At 40.0% G+C, this 20,170-nt stretch carries 20 protein-coding genes and 1 pseudogene; 17 read left to right on the top strand and 4 right to left on the bottom strand.

Annotated elements, in window-relative coordinates:
* Nucleotides 1–67: 67 nt before the first annotated feature.
* From gmk to ABKA15_RS07360, 12 genes are all read left to right on the top strand, one after another.
* Entirely contained in the window at nt 68–694 is a 627-nt protein-coding gene (gene gmk / locus ABKA15_RS07415) for a guanylate kinase (protein ID WP_049513523.1), read from the top strand.
* Nucleotides 695–719: 25 nt separating this feature from the next.
* The gene (rpoZ, locus tag ABKA15_RS07410) at nt 720–1,034 is read left to right on the top strand and encodes a DNA-directed RNA polymerase subunit omega (RefSeq protein WP_049513524.1); all 315 of its coding nucleotides are present in this window, start codon (nt 720–722) and stop codon (nt 1,032–1,034) included.
* A gap of 58 nt (nt 1,035–1,092) precedes the next feature.
* A complete protein-coding gene (locus ABKA15_RS07405; RefSeq protein ID WP_350015334.1) occupies nt 1,093–3,474 on the top strand; it encodes a primosomal protein N' in 2,382 nt (793 codons plus the stop codon).
* A gap of 74 nt (nt 3,475–3,548) precedes the next feature.
* Nucleotides 3,549–4,484 (top strand): methionyl-tRNA formyltransferase, encoded by a 936-nt coding sequence (gene fmt, locus ABKA15_RS07400; protein ID WP_049513527.1) that lies wholly within the window; start codon nt 3,549–3,551, stop codon nt 4,482–4,484.
* Nucleotides 4,474–5,787 (top strand): 16S rRNA (cytosine(967)-C(5))-methyltransferase RsmB, encoded by a 1,314-nt coding sequence (gene rsmB, locus ABKA15_RS07395; RefSeq protein ID WP_049513529.1) that lies wholly within the window; start codon nt 4,474–4,476, stop codon nt 5,785–5,787. Before fmt ends, rsmB begins: the two co-directional genes overlap by 11 nt.
* A 17-nt stretch (nt 5,788–5,804) precedes the next feature.
* Nucleotides 5,805–6,545, top strand: a complete 741-nt coding sequence (locus ABKA15_RS07390) for a Stp1/IreP family PP2C-type Ser/Thr phosphatase (protein WP_003025814.1) — start codon at nt 5,805–5,807, stop codon at nt 6,543–6,545.
* The gene (gene pknB / locus ABKA15_RS07385) at nt 6,542–8,410 is read left to right on the top strand and encodes a Stk1 family PASTA domain-containing Ser/Thr kinase (RefSeq protein WP_049513530.1); all 1,869 of its coding nucleotides are present in this window, start codon (nt 6,542–6,544) and stop codon (nt 8,408–8,410) included. Before ABKA15_RS07390 ends, pknB begins: the two co-directional genes overlap by 4 nt.
* Nucleotides 8,411–8,665: 255 nt before the next feature.
* On the top strand, nt 8,666–9,364 hold the full coding sequence (gene liaF / locus ABKA15_RS07380; protein ID WP_049513532.1) for a cell wall-active antibiotics response protein LiaF: 699 nt from the start codon (nt 8,666–8,668) through the stop codon (nt 9,362–9,364).
* On the top strand, nt 9,361–10,356 hold the full coding sequence (locus tag ABKA15_RS07375) for a sensor histidine kinase (RefSeq protein WP_049513534.1): 996 nt from the start codon (nt 9,361–9,363) through the stop codon (nt 10,354–10,356). The genes liaF and ABKA15_RS07375 overlap by 4 nt, the downstream gene beginning before the upstream one ends.
* A gap of 1 nt (nt 10,357) precedes the next feature.
* The gene (locus ABKA15_RS07370) at nt 10,358–10,990 is read left to right on the top strand and encodes a response regulator transcription factor (protein ID WP_003028406.1); all 633 of its coding nucleotides are present in this window, start codon (nt 10,358–10,360) and stop codon (nt 10,988–10,990) included.
* Nucleotides 10,991–11,030: 40 nt separating this feature from the next.
* Entirely contained in the window at nt 11,031–12,431 is a 1,401-nt protein-coding gene (locus ABKA15_RS07365) for a Cof-type HAD-IIB family hydrolase (RefSeq protein ID WP_049513536.1), read from the top strand.
* Between the two features lies 1 nt (nt 12,432).
* On the top strand, nt 12,433–12,804 hold the full coding sequence (locus ABKA15_RS07360; protein WP_049513538.1) for a S1 RNA-binding domain-containing protein: 372 nt from the start codon (nt 12,433–12,435) through the stop codon (nt 12,802–12,804).
* Nucleotides 12,805–12,932: 128 nt separating this feature from the next.
* Here ABKA15_RS07360 and ABKA15_RS07355 read toward each other — a convergent pair whose 3' ends face one another.
* The 3 genes from ABKA15_RS07355 to recX all read right to left on the bottom strand — a co-directional run bounded on the left by ABKA15_RS07355 (nt 12,933) and on the right by recX (nt 14,766).
* The gene (locus ABKA15_RS07355; RefSeq protein ID WP_003043378.1) at nt 12,933–13,250 is read right to left on the bottom strand and encodes a DUF960 domain-containing protein; all 318 of its coding nucleotides are present in this window, start codon (nt 13,248–13,250) and stop codon (nt 12,933–12,935) included.
* Between the two features lie 119 nt (nt 13,251–13,369).
* A complete protein-coding gene (locus ABKA15_RS07350) occupies nt 13,370–13,903 on the bottom strand; it encodes a DUF402 domain-containing protein (protein WP_049513540.1) in 534 nt (177 codons plus the stop codon).
* Nucleotides 13,904–13,989: 86 nt separating this feature from the next.
* The gene (gene recX, locus ABKA15_RS07345; protein WP_106387871.1) at nt 13,990–14,766 is read right to left on the bottom strand and encodes a recombination regulator RecX; all 777 of its coding nucleotides are present in this window, start codon (nt 14,764–14,766) and stop codon (nt 13,990–13,992) included.
* A 37-nt stretch (nt 14,767–14,803) separates the two neighbouring features.
* Here recX and rlmD point away from each other — a divergent pair, with 37 nt between their 5' ends.
* Nucleotides 14,804–16,162: a 23S rRNA (uracil(1939)-C(5))-methyltransferase RlmD gene (gene rlmD, locus ABKA15_RS07340; RefSeq protein ID WP_186832765.1), complete on the top strand. Its 1,359-nt coding sequence runs from the start codon at nt 14,804–14,806 to the stop codon at nt 16,160–16,162.
* An 18-nt stretch (nt 16,163–16,180) separates the two neighbouring features.
* Nucleotides 16,181–16,648 (top strand): annotated as a pseudogene (locus ABKA15_RS07335) (cytidine deaminase).
* A gap of 279 nt (nt 16,649–16,927) precedes the next feature.
* Here ABKA15_RS07335 and ABKA15_RS07330 read toward each other — a convergent pair.
* On the bottom strand, nt 16,928–17,860 hold the full coding sequence (locus ABKA15_RS07330; protein WP_186832764.1) for a nitronate monooxygenase: 933 nt from the start codon (nt 17,858–17,860) through the stop codon (nt 16,928–16,930).
* A gap of 309 nt (nt 17,861–18,169) precedes the next feature.
* Here ABKA15_RS07330 and ABKA15_RS07325 point away from each other — a divergent pair, with 309 nt between their 5' ends.
* The 3 genes from ABKA15_RS07325 to ABKA15_RS07315 are packed head-to-tail and all read left to right on the top strand — an operon-like array spanning nt 18,170 to nt 20,032.
* Nucleotides 18,170–18,403, top strand: coding sequence for a DUF1858 domain-containing protein (locus ABKA15_RS07325; RefSeq protein WP_186832763.1), 234 nt, complete (start codon nt 18,170–18,172; stop codon nt 18,401–18,403).
* Nucleotides 18,403–19,767 carry a DUF438 domain-containing protein gene (locus tag ABKA15_RS07320; protein WP_186832762.1) on the top strand — a complete coding sequence of 455 codons (1,365 nt, stop codon included), beginning with the start codon at nt 18,403–18,405 and terminating at the stop codon, nt 19,765–19,767. Before ABKA15_RS07325 ends, ABKA15_RS07320 begins: the two co-directional genes overlap by 1 nt.
* 10 nt (nt 19,768–19,777) lie before the next feature.
* Nucleotides 19,778–20,032, top strand: a complete 255-nt coding sequence (locus ABKA15_RS07315) for a DUF1912 family protein (protein ID WP_022525301.1) — start codon at nt 19,778–19,780, stop codon at nt 20,030–20,032.
* Nucleotides 20,033–20,170 lie beyond the last annotated feature (138 nt).

The raw sequence follows: 20,170 nt of genomic DNA, 5'->3' as shown, positions 1-20,170 counted from the left end.
CTAAAAAGCAGTTGAAAAAATACTGCTTTTTTGTTACACTAGATAGAAAGACAATGAAGGAGATATGATGGCGGATCGTGGCTTGTTAATCGTTTTTTCTGGTCCCTCAGGTGTGGGGAAGGGAACGGTTCGACGTGAGATTTTTGAAAGCTCAGACAATCAGTTTCAATACTCTGTGTCCATGACAACTCGTGCTCAGCGTCCTGGTGAAGTAGACGGGATTGACTATTTTTTCCGTACGCGAGAAGAGTTTGAGGAGTTGATTCGGCAAGGTCAGATGTTAGAGTACGCAGAGTATGTTGGCAACTACTATGGAACTCCTTTGACCTATGTGAATGAAACTTTAGATAAAGGGATTGATGTTTTCCTTGAGATTGAAGTTCAAGGGGCGCTTCAGGTGAAGAAAAAAGTGCCGGATGCTGTCTTTATCTTTTTGACACCACCTGATTTGGCAGAATTGCAAGATCGCTTAGTGGGACGTGGAACAGATAGCGCAGAGGTGATTGCCAAACGCATTGCCAAAGCAAGAGAAGAAATTGCTCTCATGCGCGAATATGACTATGCGATTGTCAATGATGAAGTTCCGTTAGCGGCTGAGCGTGTCAAGCGCGTCATTGAAGCAGAGCATTTCCGCGTGGAACGTGTCATAGGTTACTATCAAGATATGCTGTCAGAACAACTTTCAGTAAGATAAGAATTTAGAAATTAGGTACAAGATTATGATGTTAAAACCTTCAATTGACACCTTGCTTGATAAGGTGCCTTCAAAATACTCCTTGGTGATTCTTGAAGCAAAACGTGCTCATGAATTGGAAGAAGGAGCAGCTCCGACTCAAGAGTTTAAGTCCGTCAAATCGACACTTCGTGCTTTAGAAGAAATCGAATCTGGCAATGTCGGGATTCACCCAGATCCTGAAGGCAAGCGAGAAGCAGTTCGTCGACATGCTGAGGAAGAACGCTTGCGCAGAGAAGAAGAAGAACGTAAAATCAAAGAACAAATTGCGAAGGAAAAAGAAGAGGGTGAAAAGATTTAAGGTTGGGTCAGCTCAATCTTATTTTTTCTTTTAATGAGAAGTGAGAGGTGGTGAGAATGTGCAACTTGCAAAAGTCATTGTGGATGTCCCTTTAATGCAGACTGATAAACCTTACAGTTATGCGGTTCCGAAAGAATTTTCAACTATGCTAGAAGTTGGGATGCGTGTGCATGTGCCTTTTGGGAAAGCCAATCGCTTGATTCAAGGGATTGTCGTAGAGCTAACAGAAGAAACGACACCAGAATTGAAAGAGATTGCAGAGGTTTTGGACTTTACGCCAGTTTTAAATGAAGAGCAACTGTGGTTGGCAGAAGAATTGAGAAAATCTGTCTTTTCTTACAAAATTTCAATTTTAAAAGCTATGTTGCCGGGATTTTTGAATTCTAGCTATGATAAGATTCTCCATGCGCAACCTTCTTTGAATGAAGAAGATCGACTGCTTATTTTTGGCAATGCAGAGCAGCAACATTTCTCATCGCTTGATAAAGAGCTGCAAGCTAAGGTAATGCGTTTGACACGGCAAGGGGTGATTCAGGTAGAATACCAAGCGATAGATCAAAAGCATATTAAAACAGAAAAATGGTATCAAGTTAATCAAGGAATTTTGGAGCAGCTAGTCATTCCCCAACGGGCGAAAAAAAAGCAAGCCTTGCGAGACGTTTTGCAAGGTCAGACTGACATGTACCGTTTGACGGATTTGAAAGAGCATTTTTCAAGAGAGGTCATTCATTATTTTGTGGAGCAAGAGGCTGTACAAATCATCGAAAAAGAAGTTAGTCGTTCTGAGGCTTATTTTGAAAATGTTGCAACGGATTCTGCACTGGTGCTAAATGAAGAGCAAGGAGCTGCGGTTCAAGCTATCACGCAGCAAATCGGGCATGGTGGTAAGCCATTTCTACTAGAAGGAGTGACAGGTAGCGGTAAGACAGAGGTTTATTTGCAAGTCATTCAAGAGGCGCTCAGCCGTGGCAAGACAGCCATTATGTTAGTGCCTGAAATTTCCTTGACACCACAAGTTACCAATCGTTTTATTGAGCGTTTTGGAAAGAAAGTTGCCATTCTTCACTCAGGCCTTTCAAATGGGGAAAGGTACGATGAATGGCGCAAAGTTGAGCGAGGAGAAGCGCAAGTTGTTGTTGGTGCTCGTTCTGCTATTTTTGCTCCGTTAAAAAATATTGGTGCAATTATCATTGATGAAGAGCATGAAGCGAGTTACAAGCAAGACTCTAATCCACGCTATCATGCACGAGATGTCGCTTTACTACGTGCAAAGTACAATCAAGCCGTTCTGGTGTTGGGGTCGGCGACGCCGAGTTTAGAAAGCAGAGCGCGAGCTGGAAAAGGTGTGTATCACTTTTTGCAATTGACCAAGCGAGCCAAGCCGCAAGCTCAGATTCCTGAAGTGGAAATTGTGGATTTTCGTGATTGTATTGGGCAAAATGAGGCTAGTAATTTCACTCCGGTTCTGTTAGAGGCAATCCAAGATCGACTAGATAAGAAAGAACAGGTTGTTTTGATGTTGAATCGACGTGGCTATTCTAGTTTTGTCATGTGTCGTGAATGCGGAACGGTTGATACCTGTCCAAACTGCGATATTTCCTTGACCTTGCATATGGATACGAAAAGTATGAATTGTCACTATTGTGGTTTCTCAAAAGGGATTCCTCATACTTGTCCGAATTGCTCCAGTCGGAGCATTCGATACTATGGAACTGGGACACAAAAAGCCTACGATGAATTAGCAGAAGTCTTTCCGCAAGCTCGAATTTTGAGAATGGATGTTGATACCACTCGTAAAAAGGGCAGTCACGAACAAATCTTAAAAGAATTTGGTGAAGGGCGTGCAGATATTTTACTGGGAACGCAGATGATTGCAAAGGGACTGGATTTCCCGAATGTCACTCTCGTTGGAGTGCTCAATGCAGACACGGCTTTGAATTTGCCAGATTTTCGTTCATCTGAGCGCACCTTTCAACTCTTAACTCAGGTTGCTGGGCGTGCAGGACGAGCTGAAAAGGAAGGTCATGTGATTATTCAAAGTTACAATCCGAAGCATTATGCGATTACTTTTGCGAAAAATCAGGATTATGAGGGCTTTTATGCTTATGAAATGAGTATTAGAAAGCAGTTGGCCTATCCACCTTATTATTTTACGGTGGGTCTTACCTTGTCTCATAAAATAGAAGCAGAGGTCGTCAAAAAGTCATACGAAGTCTTGAATATGATACGTTCTGGCTTGTCAGATAAGGTTCAGATATTGGGACCAACTCCTAAGCCGATTGCCCGCACTCACAATCTCTATCACTATCAATTGATTATTAAATACCGTTTTGAAGAACACTTGCAAGATGTGTTGAATCAGATTTTGGATTGTACGCAAGAAAAGGTCAATAAAGACTTACGCTTGAGTATTGATCATGAGCCACAAAGTTTTATGTAGCCTTATTTTTAGCCTTTTTTAAAGAAATACACGACTTCTTCTGATATAATAGTAAAAAAGAATGTGAGGAAACCATGACAAACATTATTTTTATGGGAACGCCAGATTTTTCTGCAACGGTGCTTAAAGGATTGTTGGAAAGCAAACAGTACGAGATTTTGGCAGTTGTAACCCAGCCAGATCGCGCAGTAGGGCGCAAAAAAGAAATCCGCATGACGCCTGTTAAAGAACTGGCTTTAGACTATGGTTTACCCGTCTATCAGCCAGAGAAATTGTCTAAAAGTGCTGAATTAGATAGTTTGGTGAATTTAAACGCTGATGGGATTGTCACAGCAGCGTTCGGTCAATTTCTACCAAGCAAATTGCTAGATTCGGTCTGTTTTGCCGTCAATGTGCATGCGTCGTTGTTACCCAAATACCGCGGAGGAGCTCCCATTCACTACGCCATTATCAACGGTGACAAAGAAGCCGGTGTGACTATTATGGAAATGGTTAAAGAGATGGATGCGGGGGATATGATTGCGCATCGAGCGATTCCTATTGAGGAAACAGACAATGTTGGGACGATGTTTGAAAAGTTAGCACTTGTAGGACGCGACTTGTTGCTGGACACTTTGCCGAGCTATTTGTCTGGGGATATAAAGCCTGTTCCGCAAGACAAAAATCAAGTGACCTTTTCACCAAATATTTCACCAGAAGAGGAGAGAATTGACTGGACCAAGACCAATCGACAAATTTTTAATCAGATTCGAGGCATGTATCCGTGGCCAGTAGCACACACACTTTTAAATGGAGAACGTTTTAAAATTTACGAAGCCACTCCAGTAGAAGGAGCTGGTCAATCAGGAGAAATTCTTGCTATCGGTAAAAAGGAATTGATTGTAGCAGCTGGTGAGGGCGCACTTTCTCTGAAAACAGTGCAGCCAGCTGGAAAGCCCAAAATGGCTATCGTTGATTTTCTGAATGGTCTGGGACGGCAATTATCAGTAGGTGATTTCTTTGGTCAATAAAACAAAAACAGCGCGGCAAACGGCTCTTGCAGTTTTAGAAGCAGTTTTTTCAGAAGGAGCTTATTCCAATATTGCTCTCAACCAGGCTTTGCTAGAAGTGCCTTTAAGTTCTGCAGACAAAGGACTTGTAACAGAAATCGTATATGGTACCGTTGCACGTAAAATCACTTTAGAATGGTATTTGTCTCATGTTATTAAAGATCGAGATAAGTTAGATTCTTGGCTTTATATTCTCTTGTTGATGAGCTTGTATCAGATACTGTATCTTGATAAAATTCCGGCGCATGCGGTCGTCAATGAAGCGGTAGAACTGGCTAAGGCACGAAAAAAGGGAAGCGAAAAGTTCGTCAATGCAGTGCTGCGAAGACTATTGCGGAACGGAGTGGCAGACATAGGCAGTATTAAGCGTAAAAACAAACGCTATTCTATTCAGTATTCTCTGCCAGTTTGGTTGGTTAAAGTGCTGATTGAAGAGTACGGTGAAAAACGAGCTCTAGCCATTTTTGAGAGTTTATTTCTTCGGAATAAAGCCAGTGTTCGAGTGGTGGATTTAAGCCGTAAAGAAGAGTTGAAACAAGTGTTGCAGGCAGAAGATTCGCTATTAGCTCCGAGTGCGCTGGTGAAAAACCACGGTCATTTTGCAGGGCATGCCTTGTTTGAAGAAGGAGCTATTACTATTCAAGACGAGTCTAGCCAATTGGTTGCGCCAAGTCTTGAATTGCGCGGCGATGAAAAAGTGCTAGATGCATGCAGTGCGCCGGGTGGTAAAACCATGCACATTGCTTCTTACTTAACGACAGGGCAGGTCACGGCATTAGATCTCTATGAGCATAAGTTGGCTCTGATAAAAGAAAATGCACAGCGCTTAGGTATGGCAGATAAAGTGATTACGAAAAAGCTAGATGCGAGAAAGGTTTTTGAAACTTTTGGGGCAGATGCCTTTGATAAAATTTTAGTCGATGCACCATGTTCAGGAATTGGCTTGATTCGACGGAAACCAGATATTAAATACAATAAAGAAAATGCAGATTTTGCCTCGTTGCAAAAAATTCAGCTTGAGATACTGGATAGTGTTTGTCAAAGCTTGCGAAAAGGTGGTATAATAACTTACAGTACCTGTACGATTGTTTCGCAAGAAAATTTTCAAGTTGTTGAGCAGTTTTTAACAGCTCATCCAGATTTTAAACAGGTAAAACTAGAACATAATAGACAGGATATTCTAAAAGATGGCTGTATTTTAATTACGCCAGAATTGTATGGAAGTGACGGATTTTTCATCAGTCAATTCAAACGAATATCCTAAAGGAGGAAACTGACAGTATGGAAATTTCATTATTAACAGATGTTGGTCAGAAGCGTACAAATAATCAAGATTATGCCAATCAATTTGTTAATCGTGCCGGTATGACAATGGTTCTTTTAGCAGATGGGATGGGAGGTCACCGTGCCGGTAATATTGCTAGTGAAATGGCAGTAACAGATCTCGGTGCTGCTTGGGTGGACACTCAAATTGATTCCATTAACGGTGTCCGTGAGTGGTTCGCAGAACATCTCGAAACAGAAAATCAAAAAGTTCACCAATTTGGTCAAGATGAAGAATATAAAGGCATGGGAACGACGCTTGAAGCCTTAGCAATTATTGGTAATCAAGCAATTTATGCTCATGTAGGGGATTCTCGTATTGGTTTGGTGCGTGGTGACAGTTATAAGCAGTTGACAAGCGACCATTCTTTGGTGAATGAATTGCTCAAAGCAGGACAAATTACGCCTGAGGAAGCAGAACGTCACCCACAACGCAACATCATCACGCAATCAATCGGTCAAAGAGGCGAAGTGCAGCCTGATGTTGGCATGATTAGCTTAGAAGATGATGATTACATTATTTTGAATAGCGATGGTTTGTCCAATATGATTTCAGAAAGTGAAATTTATGATATTATGACAAGTGATATTGCTCTTTCAGAAAAAGCGGAAACCTTGATTCGCTTTGCAAATAATGCAGGCGGTCTGGACAATATTACAGTTGCCCTGGTTCATTATCATAAGGAGGATGCAGAATGATTCAAGTCGGCAAGATATTTGCCGGACGATATAGAATCATCAAACAAATTGGTCGAGGAGGCATGGCAGATGTCTACTTGGCGAAAGACTTGATTTTAGACGGGGAAGAAGTCGCGGTTAAGGTTCTAAGAACCAATTACCAGACAGATCCGATTGCTGTAGCACGTTTTCAAAGAGAGGCGCGAGCCATGGCAGATTTGGATCATCCTCATATTGTCCGGATTACCGACATTGGAGAAGAAGAAGGCCAGCAATATCTAGCAATGGAGTATGTGGCTGGACTTGACTTGAAACGCTATATCAAAGAGCATGCTCCTTTGTCCAATGAAGAAGCGGTGCGAATAATGGGACAAATCCTTTTGGCGATGCGTTTGGCGCACACGCATGGGATTGTTCACCGTGATTTGAAACCTCAAAATGTCCTTTTAACTCCAGATGGCGATGCAAAAGTAACGGACTTTGGAATTGCAGTAGCTTTTGCAGAAACGAGCTTAACGCAAACCAACTCTATGTTGGGATCTGTACATTATCTATCACCAGAACAAGCGCGTGGTTCAAAAGCGACCGTTCAGAGCGATATTTATGCCATGGGGATTATTTTCTATGAAATGCTGACAGGACATATCCCTTATGATGGAGATAGTGCTGTTACGATTGCCCTACAACATTTCCAAAAGCCCCTACCGTCCATTATTGCTGAAAATCCAAACGTTCCACAAGCATTGGAAAATGTAGTCATCAAGGCAACGGCAAAAAAATTGACGGATCGTTATCAGTCAGTTGCAGAAATGTATGTGGATTTATCAAGCTGCTTATCTGCTGACCGTCGAAATGAGAAAAAGCTAGTTTTTGATGACACTGCTAAAGCAGACACAAAGACACTGCCGAAAGTATCACAAAATACCTTGACTTCTGCGACGAAGTCAACACCTGCTCCTACAAAAGAAGTAGTCAGTAGTAAGCCTACGCCAAAAGCAAAAAAGAAGCGCCGTTTAAGAACACGCTATAAAGTTTTGTTATCAGCGGTGGTTTTAGTCATCGTAGCTCTGGTGGCTTTAGTCTATTTGAGTCCGTCAAATGTAAAAATCCCAGATGTTACTGGAAAAACTATTGCCCAAGCACGTTCTGCAATCGAAACTGCAGGTTTGAAAGTTGGCAAGGAAAAAGACGAATACAGTGATTCTGTTAAAAAAGATTCAGTTATTCGCACCAATCCAGAAGCGGGAACGCAACGTCGTGAGGGCAGTACGGTGGATCTGATTGTCTCAAAAGGGACTAAAACTTTTATTATGGAAGATTATAAAGGTCAGAAAAGAGCAGATGCTATCAACAATCTGGTACAAAAATACAAGGTTTCAAAAGGCTTAATTAAAACAGAAGAAGTTGAAAGTAGTGAGTATGCGGCAGGAACAGTTGTTGATCAAACACCAGCAGCAGGCAGCACTTATGATTTGACTTCAAAGACACGTATTACGTTAAAAGTAGCGAAGTCCGTTTCAAGTGTCACGATGCCAAGCTATATCGGCTCAACCTATGAATTTGCTTATAATAATTTGACGGAAGTGATTGGTATTCAAGGTGCGAATATTGAAAAACGTACGGTTACAACAGCTCCAGCGAGTACACAGGCAAATACAATTATCAGACAAACCCCAGAAGCTGGTCAGTCTTTGAATTTGAAGAGTGATCGCATTGTCTTATATGTATATGAGCCAAAAACCGAAGATTCTTCAACATCTGAAAGTAGTTCACAATCTGATAGCAGCTCAGATAAAACCAGCCCATCCTCTAGCAGTTCGTCAGCTAGTGGTAATGATGGAAGCAGTTCAAAAACGCCAGACACAAGTGCTAGTGCAAGCAATTAAACAAGTGAGAGGATAAAGTCGTAGTTTTTAACCGATTTTCCCTCACTTTTTTTGCGCTCGTTTTACAGCATTGATAAACGTTGTTTCTGATTAATCAAGTTTATCCAGTATATTGTAAATAAACATGTTAATTTCTAGGACTACATACTAGAACCTGAAAAAATTTAGTTCCATTTCATTGCTTTATTTTCATACCTTAGCCGGAGGAATTTTTGTAAGTTTTTGATACAATAGAGTAAGAAAGGTATCAAGGCTATGAGAAAGATCCAATTTTTTATCTTTGTTGAATCTATTCTACTGACATTTGCATTAGTGACCATTTTGTCTGGTCATTTTTCGCGTGTTATTCTTTTTTTGGTGCTCTTCTTGCTATTGCTCTATTATTATTTTGGAAAACAAAGAGGAAATTTTCTGCTAGTAACCTCTACCATACTGCTTTTTTTCATTATTATGCTCAATCCTTATGTTATTGCCGCCTTGCTCTTTGCGGTCATTTATGGCATGATTGTAGCTTATCCTTATATTTATAAAGAAAATGGGGTGACAACTCTCATCTTTGATGATGTAGTAGAACAAAAACGTGAAAAAAATCAATGGTTGGGAAATCTTCATCATTTTGGTTCATCGGATACCTGTCGATTTGATGACATCAATCTTTTCCGTCTCATGGGGAAAGATACGATTCATTTGGAACAAGTCATTATCACAAACCATGACAATGTGATTATTTTGCGAAAATTTTTCGGAAATACAAAAATCATCGTGCCAGTTGATGTGGCAGTCAGCCTGAAAGTGAATAATCTATATGGTGAATTGCAGTTTTTAGATCAACCTGTCTATGAATTGCGAAATGAAAGTATCGGCCTAACGACACCGGACTTCAAGCGAGCACATAAAAGCGTCAAAATTGTCCTGTCAACGTTTGTAGGGAATGTTGAGGTGGTTCGCAAATGAAAAAAGTCTACTACCTTTTGATTAGCTTTTATTCCCTACTCATTTTAGGAATCATTATTCATTATATTTTTAGTCTATTTAATTTTGACTGGCAACTGATTTTTAGTAATGTAGAGCGGCTAGAAAAATTTAGTTTCTTTGTAATTGTGCTGACTTTATCTCTGACAATGCTGATGATTTTAGGTGTTAAAGTGATTCAAACGGTCACTTTGTCGACCATTCAGACAAACTTGAAAAATGTTTTAGAAGGTCGAGAATTGCAAGAAATTCATCAGCCTGAAATTGATGCCTCTTTTCGGGAGGTTTCAGAGAAATTGACTCATTTGACAGAAAATCTGCAAAAGTCAGAGAACCGTGCCCTGCAAAATGAGGAGACGATTATTGAGAAAGAACGCAAGCGAATTGCGCGTGACTTACATGATACGGTCAGTCAAGAGCTTTTTGCTGCTAATATGATTTTGTCAGGTGTGACAGGTCAAGTGGAGAACTTAGATACGGATAGCTTATCAAAACAATTGACAGGCGTATCAGGAATTTTAAATACTGCCCAAAGGGATTTGCGTATCTTGCTTCTACATTTGAGACCGACAGAGTTGGAAGGGAAGAGCTTAGTTGAAGGGCTGAACCTCATCTTGAAAGAGCTATCAGATAAAAGCGATATTGAGGTGAGTTTTCACCATGATGTTCAAAAATTACCGAAACAGATTGAGGAGCATATTTTTAGAATTGCTCAGGAAATTATCAGTAATACGCTCCGTCACGCTAATGCGAATCATTTAGATGTTTATTTGTATCAAATTCGGAATGAATTGCAGTTGAAAATGACAGATGATGGGATTGGCTTTGAGCATACCTCGTCTGATGAATTGAGCTATGGTTTGAAAAATATGGAAGAAAGAGTAAATGACATGGCAGGAACAATGCAGATTTTAACCGCTCCGAAGCAGGGAGTGGCAATTGACATTCGTGTGCCATTATTGAAAGGAGCTTAGGATGCAGATTTTATTAGTAGATGACCATGAAATGGTAAGACTTGGCTTGAAAGGTTATTTGGATTTACAAGACGATGTGGATGTAGTGGCAGAAGCTTCAAATGGTCGCGAAGGAGTTGAAAAAGCTTTGGAGTTGCACCCAGATGTGATTATGATGGACATTGTCATGCCTGAAATGAATGGGATTGAAGCAACTCTGGCTATTTTAAAAGAATGGCCTGAAGCTAAAATTCTCATTTTGACTTCTTATTTGGATAATGAAAAAATTTATCCAGTTTTAGATGCGGGTGCTAAAGGATATATGCTCAAAACTTCTAGTGCTGATGATATTTTACGAGCGGTCCGAAAAGTAGCTAAGGGTGAACTTGCCATTGAAACAGAGGTCAGCCAAAAAGTGGAATATCATCGAAATCATATTGAATTGCACGAAGATTTGACCGCGCGTGAGCGAGATATTTTAGGACTACTGGCAAAAGGTTATGAAAATCAACGCATAGCAGATGAGTTATTTATTTCTTTAAAGACAGTGAAAACACATGTGTCCAATATCTTATCAAAGCTAGAAGTGAGCGATCGTACACAAGCTGTTGTTTATGCTTTCCAACATCACCTTGTCCCGCAAGATGACATTTAGTGGTATAATAGAAAAACAGAATAATTGCTAGAGGGAGATTATGGACGCAAAATTAAAGTATAAAGCCCAAAAAATCAAAATCGTCTTTTTCGATATTGATGATACGTTGCGAGTGAAAGATACTGGCTATATTCCGGAATCTATCAAAACGGTGTTTAAACAGCTAAAAGAAAAAGGAATTTTGACAGGAATTGCTTCAGGGAGAGGGATTTTTGGTGTAGTGCCAGAGCTGAAAGCATTGCAGCCTGATTTTTTTGTCACCTTGAATGGGTCCTATATTGAAGATAAAGCAGGAAAGGTTATTGCGCAAACCCCGATTGATCGAAATTTAGTAAAAACTTATATCGCTTGGACGAAGGAAGTTGGGATTGACTTTGGCCTCGTTGGTAGTCATGAGGCAGCGCTTTCGACGCGAACACCGCTTATTGATGAAGCCATTGATATTGTTTATCCTAATTTACCTATTCAGCCGGCTTTTTATCAAGACCACAATGTTTATCAGATGTGGACATTTGAAGATATCGGAGATAGTTTGCAATTACCAAAAGACTTGGGAGAACATCTGCGCTTGGTTCGCTGGCATCCGCATTCATCAGATGTTGTTTTGACCAATGGCTCAAAAGCAACAGGAGTTGCAGCAGTTACAGAATATCTAGGATTGAAATCTGAAAATGTCATGGTTTTCGGAGACGAGCTTAATGATTTAGAATTGTTTGATTATGCAGGTATCAGTATTGCTATGGGCATTTCACATAAAAAAATAAAAGCCAAGGCTGACTTTGTGACAAAAAAAGTAGAAGAAGATGGTATTTTTTATGCTTTGGAGGAATTAGGAATGATAGAAAAAGAATTACATTTTCCACAAGTAACGATGGAAACAGCAGAAGGACCGAAAGCGACTATTAAAACCAACCACGGTGATTTGAAATTTCAATTATTTCCAGAACAGGCACCGAAGACGGTAGCGAATTTTATCGCTTTGTCAAAGAATGGCTACTATGATGGCGTGATTTTCCACCGCATTATCAAGGACTTCATGATTCAAGGTGGTGATCCAACTGGTACGGGTATGGGTGGCGAATCTATTTATGGAGAAAAGTTTGAAGATGAATTTTCTCCGGAACTGTACAATATCCGTGGTGCACTTTCGATGGCCAATGCTGGTCCGAACACAAATGGCAGTCAATTTTTTATTGTGCAAAACAGCAAGATTCCTTATGCACAAAAGGAATTGGAACGTGGTGGTTGGCCGACACCAATTGCTGAGATCTATGCAAGCAATGGTGGAACGCCGCATTTGGATCGCCGGCATACTGTATTTGGGCAATTGCTAGACGAAGCTTCTTATCAAGTGTTAGATAAGATTGCGGCAGTTGAAACTGGTGCAATGGATAAACCGCTTGAGGATGTCGTGATTGAAACCATTGAAATTGAGGATTGAGATGAAAATTGGTGAAAAACTAAAAGGCCGAATTACTGGTATTCAGCCTTATGGTGCTTTTGTAGAACTAGAAACGGGTGCCATGGGATTGATTCATATCTCAGAAATTCGGACAGGCTATATCGAAAATATCCATGAAATTCTTCATGTTGACGATCAGGTCTTGGTGCAAGTGATGGACTATGATGAATTTTCAGACAAGGCTAGTTTGTCAATGAGAACTCTGGAAGAAGAGAAGCATCATTTGCCTAAACGCCATCGCTTTTCAAATGACCGTTACAAGATTGGTTTTGCACCGCTCGCTAAAAATTTGCCGACTTGGACCAAGGAAGCAATGGATTTTCTGAATCAATCAAAAGAAGAAACCAAATGACAAGAATTGTGATATTTTCACATAAAAGACCCCCTCAATAAGAGAGCATTGTATCTTATTGAGGGGGTTATTTATTCTCATGCATTTTCAGGTGGATATCAATTCTGTATTCTTTGTTCAAACCACTATCACATTAAAGCATATTCATCTGGCAGCATGATGGTTTCTTTGCCATTATTGTCAGTCACAAAGATTTCTCGTGGAAAAAATGGATCGAAAGCGTCATTAAAATCAAAAGAGACAGTAGTTGACAGACTTGCTTCGGAAAATCGAAATGTTAATTTTCCTTGATGGTTGATGAGTTCGAATCGAAGAAGTTCATCTAATTCAAACACACCTTTTAAAAAATTATCAATGATGTACCAGAAAGAATCAATAATGTCATCTGGCAAACTTGTTACAACACCAAAGCTGGCATAACGTCCACGTGTATTTGTAAAAGCCATTGTTTCTTCCTTTCTGTGCTCATTCATCAAAGTATTTTCTATATGATACATAAAATAAGCTTGAATTGCAAGAAATTGTTCTTTGAAAATCAAAAAGGACCAGAGGTCCCTTGACAACTTTAGCGATTCTTTAGCTCTACATAACGTTTGTACCAAATATTGACATAGGCTTGTGAAAAAGGTCCACGCTCATTATTAATCCAGTCTACTAAGATTTTCACATTCTCCTTGAGAATGTGATCTAAATCATTGGAATAGTTCATTTGCCGCTTGTGGCGCTCGTATTCATCTACATCTAGCAATCGCTTTTCACCATTGGTGAAGACTTTGACATCTAAATCGTAATCTATGTATTTCAATGCTTCTGCATCAAGATAATAGGGGCTGGCTAGATTGCAATAGTAGGAAATCCCATTTTCGCGGATCATAGCGATAATGTTAAACCAATATTTTTTATGAAAATAGACAATAGCTGGCTCACGTGTCACCCAACGCCGCCCGTCACTTTCTGTGACCAAGGTATGGTCGTTGACACCAATAATGGCGTTTTCAGTTGTTTTTAGTACCATGGTGTCGCGCCAAGTGCGGTGCAGACTTCCATTATGCTTATAACTTTGAATTGTAATAAAGTCGCCTTCTTTTGGAAGCTTCATAATCTACCAACTTTCTACAATTTATCAGGTTATCGCTTTTATTGTAACATATTTTCATGAAAAAACATAAATAAACCTTACATTTTTTATAGATATTCTTTGAGAGCGCTCGCAATATCAGAAAAATCAAAGCCTTTGCGTGCGAGTGCTTGAGTAAGGCGCTGCTTTAAATCATAGCCGTCGTATTTTTTGGAATACTTGCGGTATTGTTTGTCTAATTCTTTGTAAAGCAATTCTTGTTGTTTTTCGTCATCGTTTTCTATGGTAAGGCTTTGATAAGCTATTTTTGCTTCTTCATAGGAAAAGCCTTTATTGATAAGCTGTTGTAAGATTTTATCGTGAAGTGCTTTTTCTGGGAGCTTCCCTTGATATTTTTTGAGTAATTTTTGAGCAACTGTTTCTGCTAGGTTTGTAAAATCATGTTGACGCAACTCATCATCAATGATAGAAGCAGCAATTCCTTTTTGCATTAACTTTTGCTTGAGCGCATATGCACCTTTGTCTCCAGACAAGAGGTTAGCATTGATAATAGCATGGACATATTTGGAATCATCTAGCCAGTTGTCTTTTTTTAAGTTGTCAATAACGTGAACAATCGTTTCCTCTTCCATGTCGTGCTTGCGCAAATAATCATTGACTTCCTTTACAGTACGCTGCTTGAAAGAAAGATGATACAGTGCCAGATTTTTTCCATAAGAAAATTGAGCATATTCTTGGATTTCTTTCAGCTCTTGCTCAGTAATGTTCATGCCTTTTGACAACATAAAATGAACAATGGTATCTTCGGTGACATACAGTTTTTCCGTTTCGTCCATCTCTAAGAGATAAAGCCGCTTTTTCTTTTCAATTTTTGTAATTTTCATGATTCTATTATACCTCAAAATATGGTAAGATAGGCTTATGAATCTGAAAGTAAAACAAAAAATCCCCTTGAAAATCAAAAAAATGGGAATCAACGGGGAAGGGATTGGATTTTATAAAAAGACATTGGTCTTTGTGCCAGGTGCTTTAAAAGGTGAGGATATTTTTTGTCAAATCACGACGGTTAAGCGTAATTTTGTCGAAGCAAAACTGTTGACGATTAACAAACGCTCCAAGTATCGAGTAGAGCATCCTTGTGAGATTTATGAAAAATGCGGGGGTTGCCAGATTATGCACTTGCATTATGACAAACAGTTAGAATTTAAGGCTGATTTGCTGCGACAGGCTTTGAAAAAATTTGCACCTCAAGGTTATAAAAACTACGAGATTCGTCCAACGATTGGTATGCAAGAACCTCAATATTATCGAGCGAAGTTGCAGTTTCAAACACGGAAATTTAAGGGAGATGTAAAAGCGGGTCTTTATGCGCAGAATTCTCATTATCTGATTTCTTTGAAAAACTGTTTGGTTCAGGATAAGGTAACGCAGAAAATCATCAATAAAGTGGCCCTCCTTTTGGGGAAGTACAATTTTCTTATTTATGATGAGCGAAAAAATGCCGGCGTTCGGACGGTTATGATTCGCCGAGCTCGGAAAACAGGTCAGGTGCAGATGATTTTTGTCACGGGAAAGAAGTTGGACTTTTCTCCAGTCATTCGTGATTTGTCAGCAGAATTTCCAGAGTTAGAAACAGTAGCGGTCAATTACCATACGACAAAATCAAGCGAAATCTATGGAGACAGGACGGAGATTATCTGGGGGAAAGAGACCATTCAGGAAGGTGTTTTGGATTACGAGTTTTCCTTATCGCCTAGGGCTTTTTACCAGCTCAATCCAGAGCAAACAGAGGTGCTTTACAGTGAAGCAGTTAAGGCTCTGGATGTCGATTCAGAGGATTGTCTGATTGATGCTTATTGTGGCGTGGGAACGATTGGCTTTGCCTTTGCTAAAAGAGTCAAGTCTCTGCGAGGTATGGACATTATTCCGGAAGCCATTGAAGATGCTAAGCGAAATGCTGCTCGCCTAGGCTTTAACAATACTCATTATGAGGCTGGGACTGCTGAAAGTATTATTCCTCGCTGGTATAAGGAAGGCTATCGAGCAGATGCCTTGATTGTGGATCCGCCACGGACTGGTTTGGATGAAAAACTGCTTGAAACGATTGTTCGCTATGCACCGAAGAAAATGGTTTATGTCTCCTGTAATGTCTCTACTCTAGCTAGAGATTTGGTGCAATTGAGCAAGATTTACGATGTTCATTATATTCAATCTGTGGATATGTTTCCACACACAGCCAGGACCGAGGCTGTAGTGAAGTTGATAAGGAAAGAGGATTAGAATGGGTATTTGGGAAAAATGCATGAAGAAGCCAAGGAGTTCTATGATCTGCATGAGATATCGCCCTTTGTGTACGCTAATCATGTTGTAGCAGCTATTGAAGCAGAGGACGGAAAGATTTATATCAGCTTTTGCTTTGCTCCAACATCTTGAGGGCTGTTGGGGGTTGCAGATAAAATCAACGAAGTTGATATCAATAAATGTGGTGTCTTTCATCTCTGTGCTGAAAGGGCAGCAGCCTTTAATATGTATCAGTATTCTGGGCAGACAAAAATGAAACGAGTATTGGCTTTTCGTGATAAACCGCCTTATGGCGGAGGTTCTGGTATGCCTTGTGGAGCGTGTAGAGAATTTTTAATGGAATTGAATCCTGAAAATCGTCATATAGAGTTTATGTTGGATTTTGAAAAACGAGAAACGATTACTTTGGGAGAACTCATGCCTTACTGGTGGGGACAAGAACGTACTGAAAATGACGGGAAATGATATGAAACACTTTTACTGTATGTTAGAATAATATACGAGGCACTTTCTAACAACGAAAGTTCAAAGGATTAGGATGTATAAATTGCAAAGAAGGTATTCTGTAGTAATGCTATTGATATTTTATAGTATTTGATAAATGGACTTGTTCATGAGTGAGTCTAGTTTGAGGCAGATGACAAATAGACGACAGAAGTTGAGCAATAAAATGAAACGCAAATATTTTCAACTACTTCAGCAATAGAAAAACTTGTAGAAAACAATCTCTACAAGTTTTTTATTTTACAAGGAAATCTCTGTATTTTCCAATACTTTTTGTGCCTCTGATACGATTGTTTCAATGATTTCTTTGCATGGTCGGATTTCTTTTATCATACCAGCAATTTGACCGCACATCATGGAGCCGTTTTTGGTATCTCCGTCATATACAGCTTTTGAGAGAGCTCCAATAGTAATCTCTTCCAGTTCCTCACGGCTGGTACCTTTATTTTCAAGTTCTATATAATGATCTGTCATTTCGTTTCGGATACAACGAACGGGGGCACCCGCCCTCCTACCTGTGACAGCTGTATCTGTATCATTTGCCTTGAGAACGGCTTCTTTATAACTTTCAGCGATTGGGCATTCTTCTGACGCGAGAAATACCGTACCGAGTTGAACTCCTTGTGCGCCTAAAACGAAAGCAGCAGCAAGTCCACGACCGTCTGCAATACCCCCTGCACCAATCACGGGAATATCAACCGCATCAGCAATCTGTGGCAGCAAAGCCATAGTATTGGTGCTACCGATATGACCACCCGCTTCAGCTCCTTCAGCGATAACAGCGTCAACACCTAATTCTTGCATTTTTTTAGCATGTTTCACGCTGGCAATGACCGGAATAACCTTGATACCTGCTTCTTTGAGAGCAGGCAGAATGAATTTAGGGGTGCCAGCACCAGTTGTCACAACAGGAACTTTTTCTTCGATGATAACATTCACAAGCTCTTCGACATTTTTCAGCATCAGCATCACGTTAACAGCGAATGGTTTGTCTGTAAGTTTGCGCAATTCACGAATTTCGTCGCGCAATTGGTCGCCAGTCATGCCACCTGAAGCGATAATCCCCAAGCCACCTGCTTCTGAAACAGCAGCAACCAATGGATAGTGAGAAATTTGCGCCATAGCACCCTGAAAAATTGGATATTTAATGTTTAATAAAGTTGTAATAGACATACTATCTCCTCAGTCCTGTTTTTAAAATTATTATATCACGATTATAAAAACGTTTTCAAATCTGTGATTTAATAAATTTTCTTTTGTTTGTGAAATATTTTGCTTTGAAAAGAGGGGTTATCAATTATTTTACTTGTGAAAAATACAGAATCATTTTATTATAATAATTACTTATACTATATTAAAAATAGTTATAGATGCTTGATTCAGAAAAATGGAATGAAGCAAAGATAAAGAATGCTTTGATTTTGCTTAGAAAGCAACTGCTTTTTGTGTTATAATAATAGAAAAATGTTCATGAGGTGAAGTATGGACAATATCATTGATGTCTCCATTCCTGTAGCAGAAGTAGTGGATAAGCATCCAGAAGTGTTAGAAATTTTGGTAGAACTTGGTTTTAAACCACTTACCAATCCAATCATGCGCAATACGATTGGTCGCAAGGTGTCTTTGAAGCAAGGATCGAAGCTAGAAGGAACCCCTATGGATAAAATTATCATGACATTGGAAGCGAATGGCTATGAAGTGGTGGGGCTAGACTAATGGCAGACGAACGAATTGAAATTTTGAAATCTATTTTGCTGGATTTGCATTATGGTGCAACAGCAGAAGAGGTTCAAGAGCAGTTTAATAAGCATTTTACAGGCGTTTCGGCTATTGAGATCAGTCTTATGGAGCACGAACTGATGAACTCAGATACGGGCGTAACCTTTGAGGATGTTATGTCGCTTTGTAATGTTCATGCGAATCTTTTTAAGGGAGCGGTGAAAAATGTAGAAGTTGCAGATACAGATCATCCAGGGCATCCAGTTCGAATTTTTAAGCAGGAAAATCTAGCTCTTAGAGCTGCTCTGTTGCGGATTCGGCGCCTCCTTGATACCTATGCTCAAACAGATGATGCAGAAATGAAGACAGAGTTGGAAAAGGGACTGATGCGCCAGCTGGGCTTGGTCGGTCAATTTGACATTCATTATCAGCGCAAGGAAGAGCTGATGTTTCCGATTATGGAGAAATACGGTCATGATTCACCGCCCAAAGTCATGTGGGGTGTGGACGACCAGATTCGAGAGCTTTTTTGCGAAGCAAAGACCGCTGCTGAAGATTTGTCTAACCTAGGTATCGAGCCAGTTCGAGCAACATTTGAAAATTTTGCGGCTGAATTTGAGGCGATGATTTTCAAGGAAGAATCCATCTTGCTTATGATTTTGCTGGAATCTTTCACACAGGACGATTGGCTGAAAATTGCAGAAGAAAGTGATGCTTACGGCTATGCGATTATCAAGCCGGCTGAGAAATGGATGCCAGCTCGTCAATCATTCACGGAGGCAGAAAAAGAGGCTGCTGAGAAGACTGGAAGCGAAGCGGCAGCTAGTGATGAGCTTGTGTCAGACGGTACTATTCAGCAGGTCATTGAGACACCTGATGGGCAGGTCACCATTTCTTTTAAGCCAAAAAAGAAAAAGGCAGAAAACAATTTTGATCGACAGACCCAACAGTCTTTTGGACATGGCTATTTGTCAGTGGAAGAGGCAAATCTAATCTTGAATCATCTGCCGATGGAGATTACCTTTGTCAATAAGGAGGATATTTTCCAGTACTACAATGACAGTGTGCCAGCTGATGAGATGATTTTTAAACGGACGCCGAGTCAAGTGGGGCGCAATGTCGAGCTGTGCCACCCACCTAAGTTTTTGGAGAAAGTTCGCTTTATTTTTAAGGAGTTGCGTGAAGGCAAGCGAGATAAGTTTGTTATGTGGTTTAAGTCGGAGTCGCGGGGAAAATTTGTTCATGTGACGTATGCAGCAGTGAGAGATAAAGCAGGAGAATTTCAAGGGGTGCTGGAATATGTCCAAGATATTCAACCTTTCCGTGATATTGAAGAAGATTTCTACCGAGGAGTAGATTAGAAGGTATATGATGACGTACGAACAGGAATTTTTAAAGGATTTTGAAGCTTGGGTCAAAACTCAGGTGACTATCAACGAAATGGCTCTTGAAGAAAGTCAGAAAGTTTATGAGGAAGATAAAGATGAACGCGCTAAAGAAGCTGCGATTCGTTATGAGAGCCGCCTAGATGCCTATCAGTTTCTATTGGGGAAATTTGCCAATTATCAAGAGGGTAAGGGATTTCATGACCTACCAGACGGACTTTTTGGACAGAGAAATTATTGATTTTCTCTAGAAAACATGTTAAACTAAATGCATTAGAGGTGTTTTGAATCCCATTTGTCACAGAAAGCGGTGTTGCTGAGAAATCCGCACAAATGTCAAAACTGGTTGCTAAGGCTAAAATTGAAATAATGGTGTTTT

Origin of the sequence: Streptococcus sp. KHUD_010 (genome assembly GCF_040207525.1) — a bacterium.
Lineage (GTDB): Bacteria > Bacillota > Bacilli > Lactobacillales > Streptococcaceae > Streptococcus > Streptococcus hominis.
Note: the sequence above shows the minus strand (reverse complement) of the source record. Positions and strands in the feature narration are given on the sequence as shown.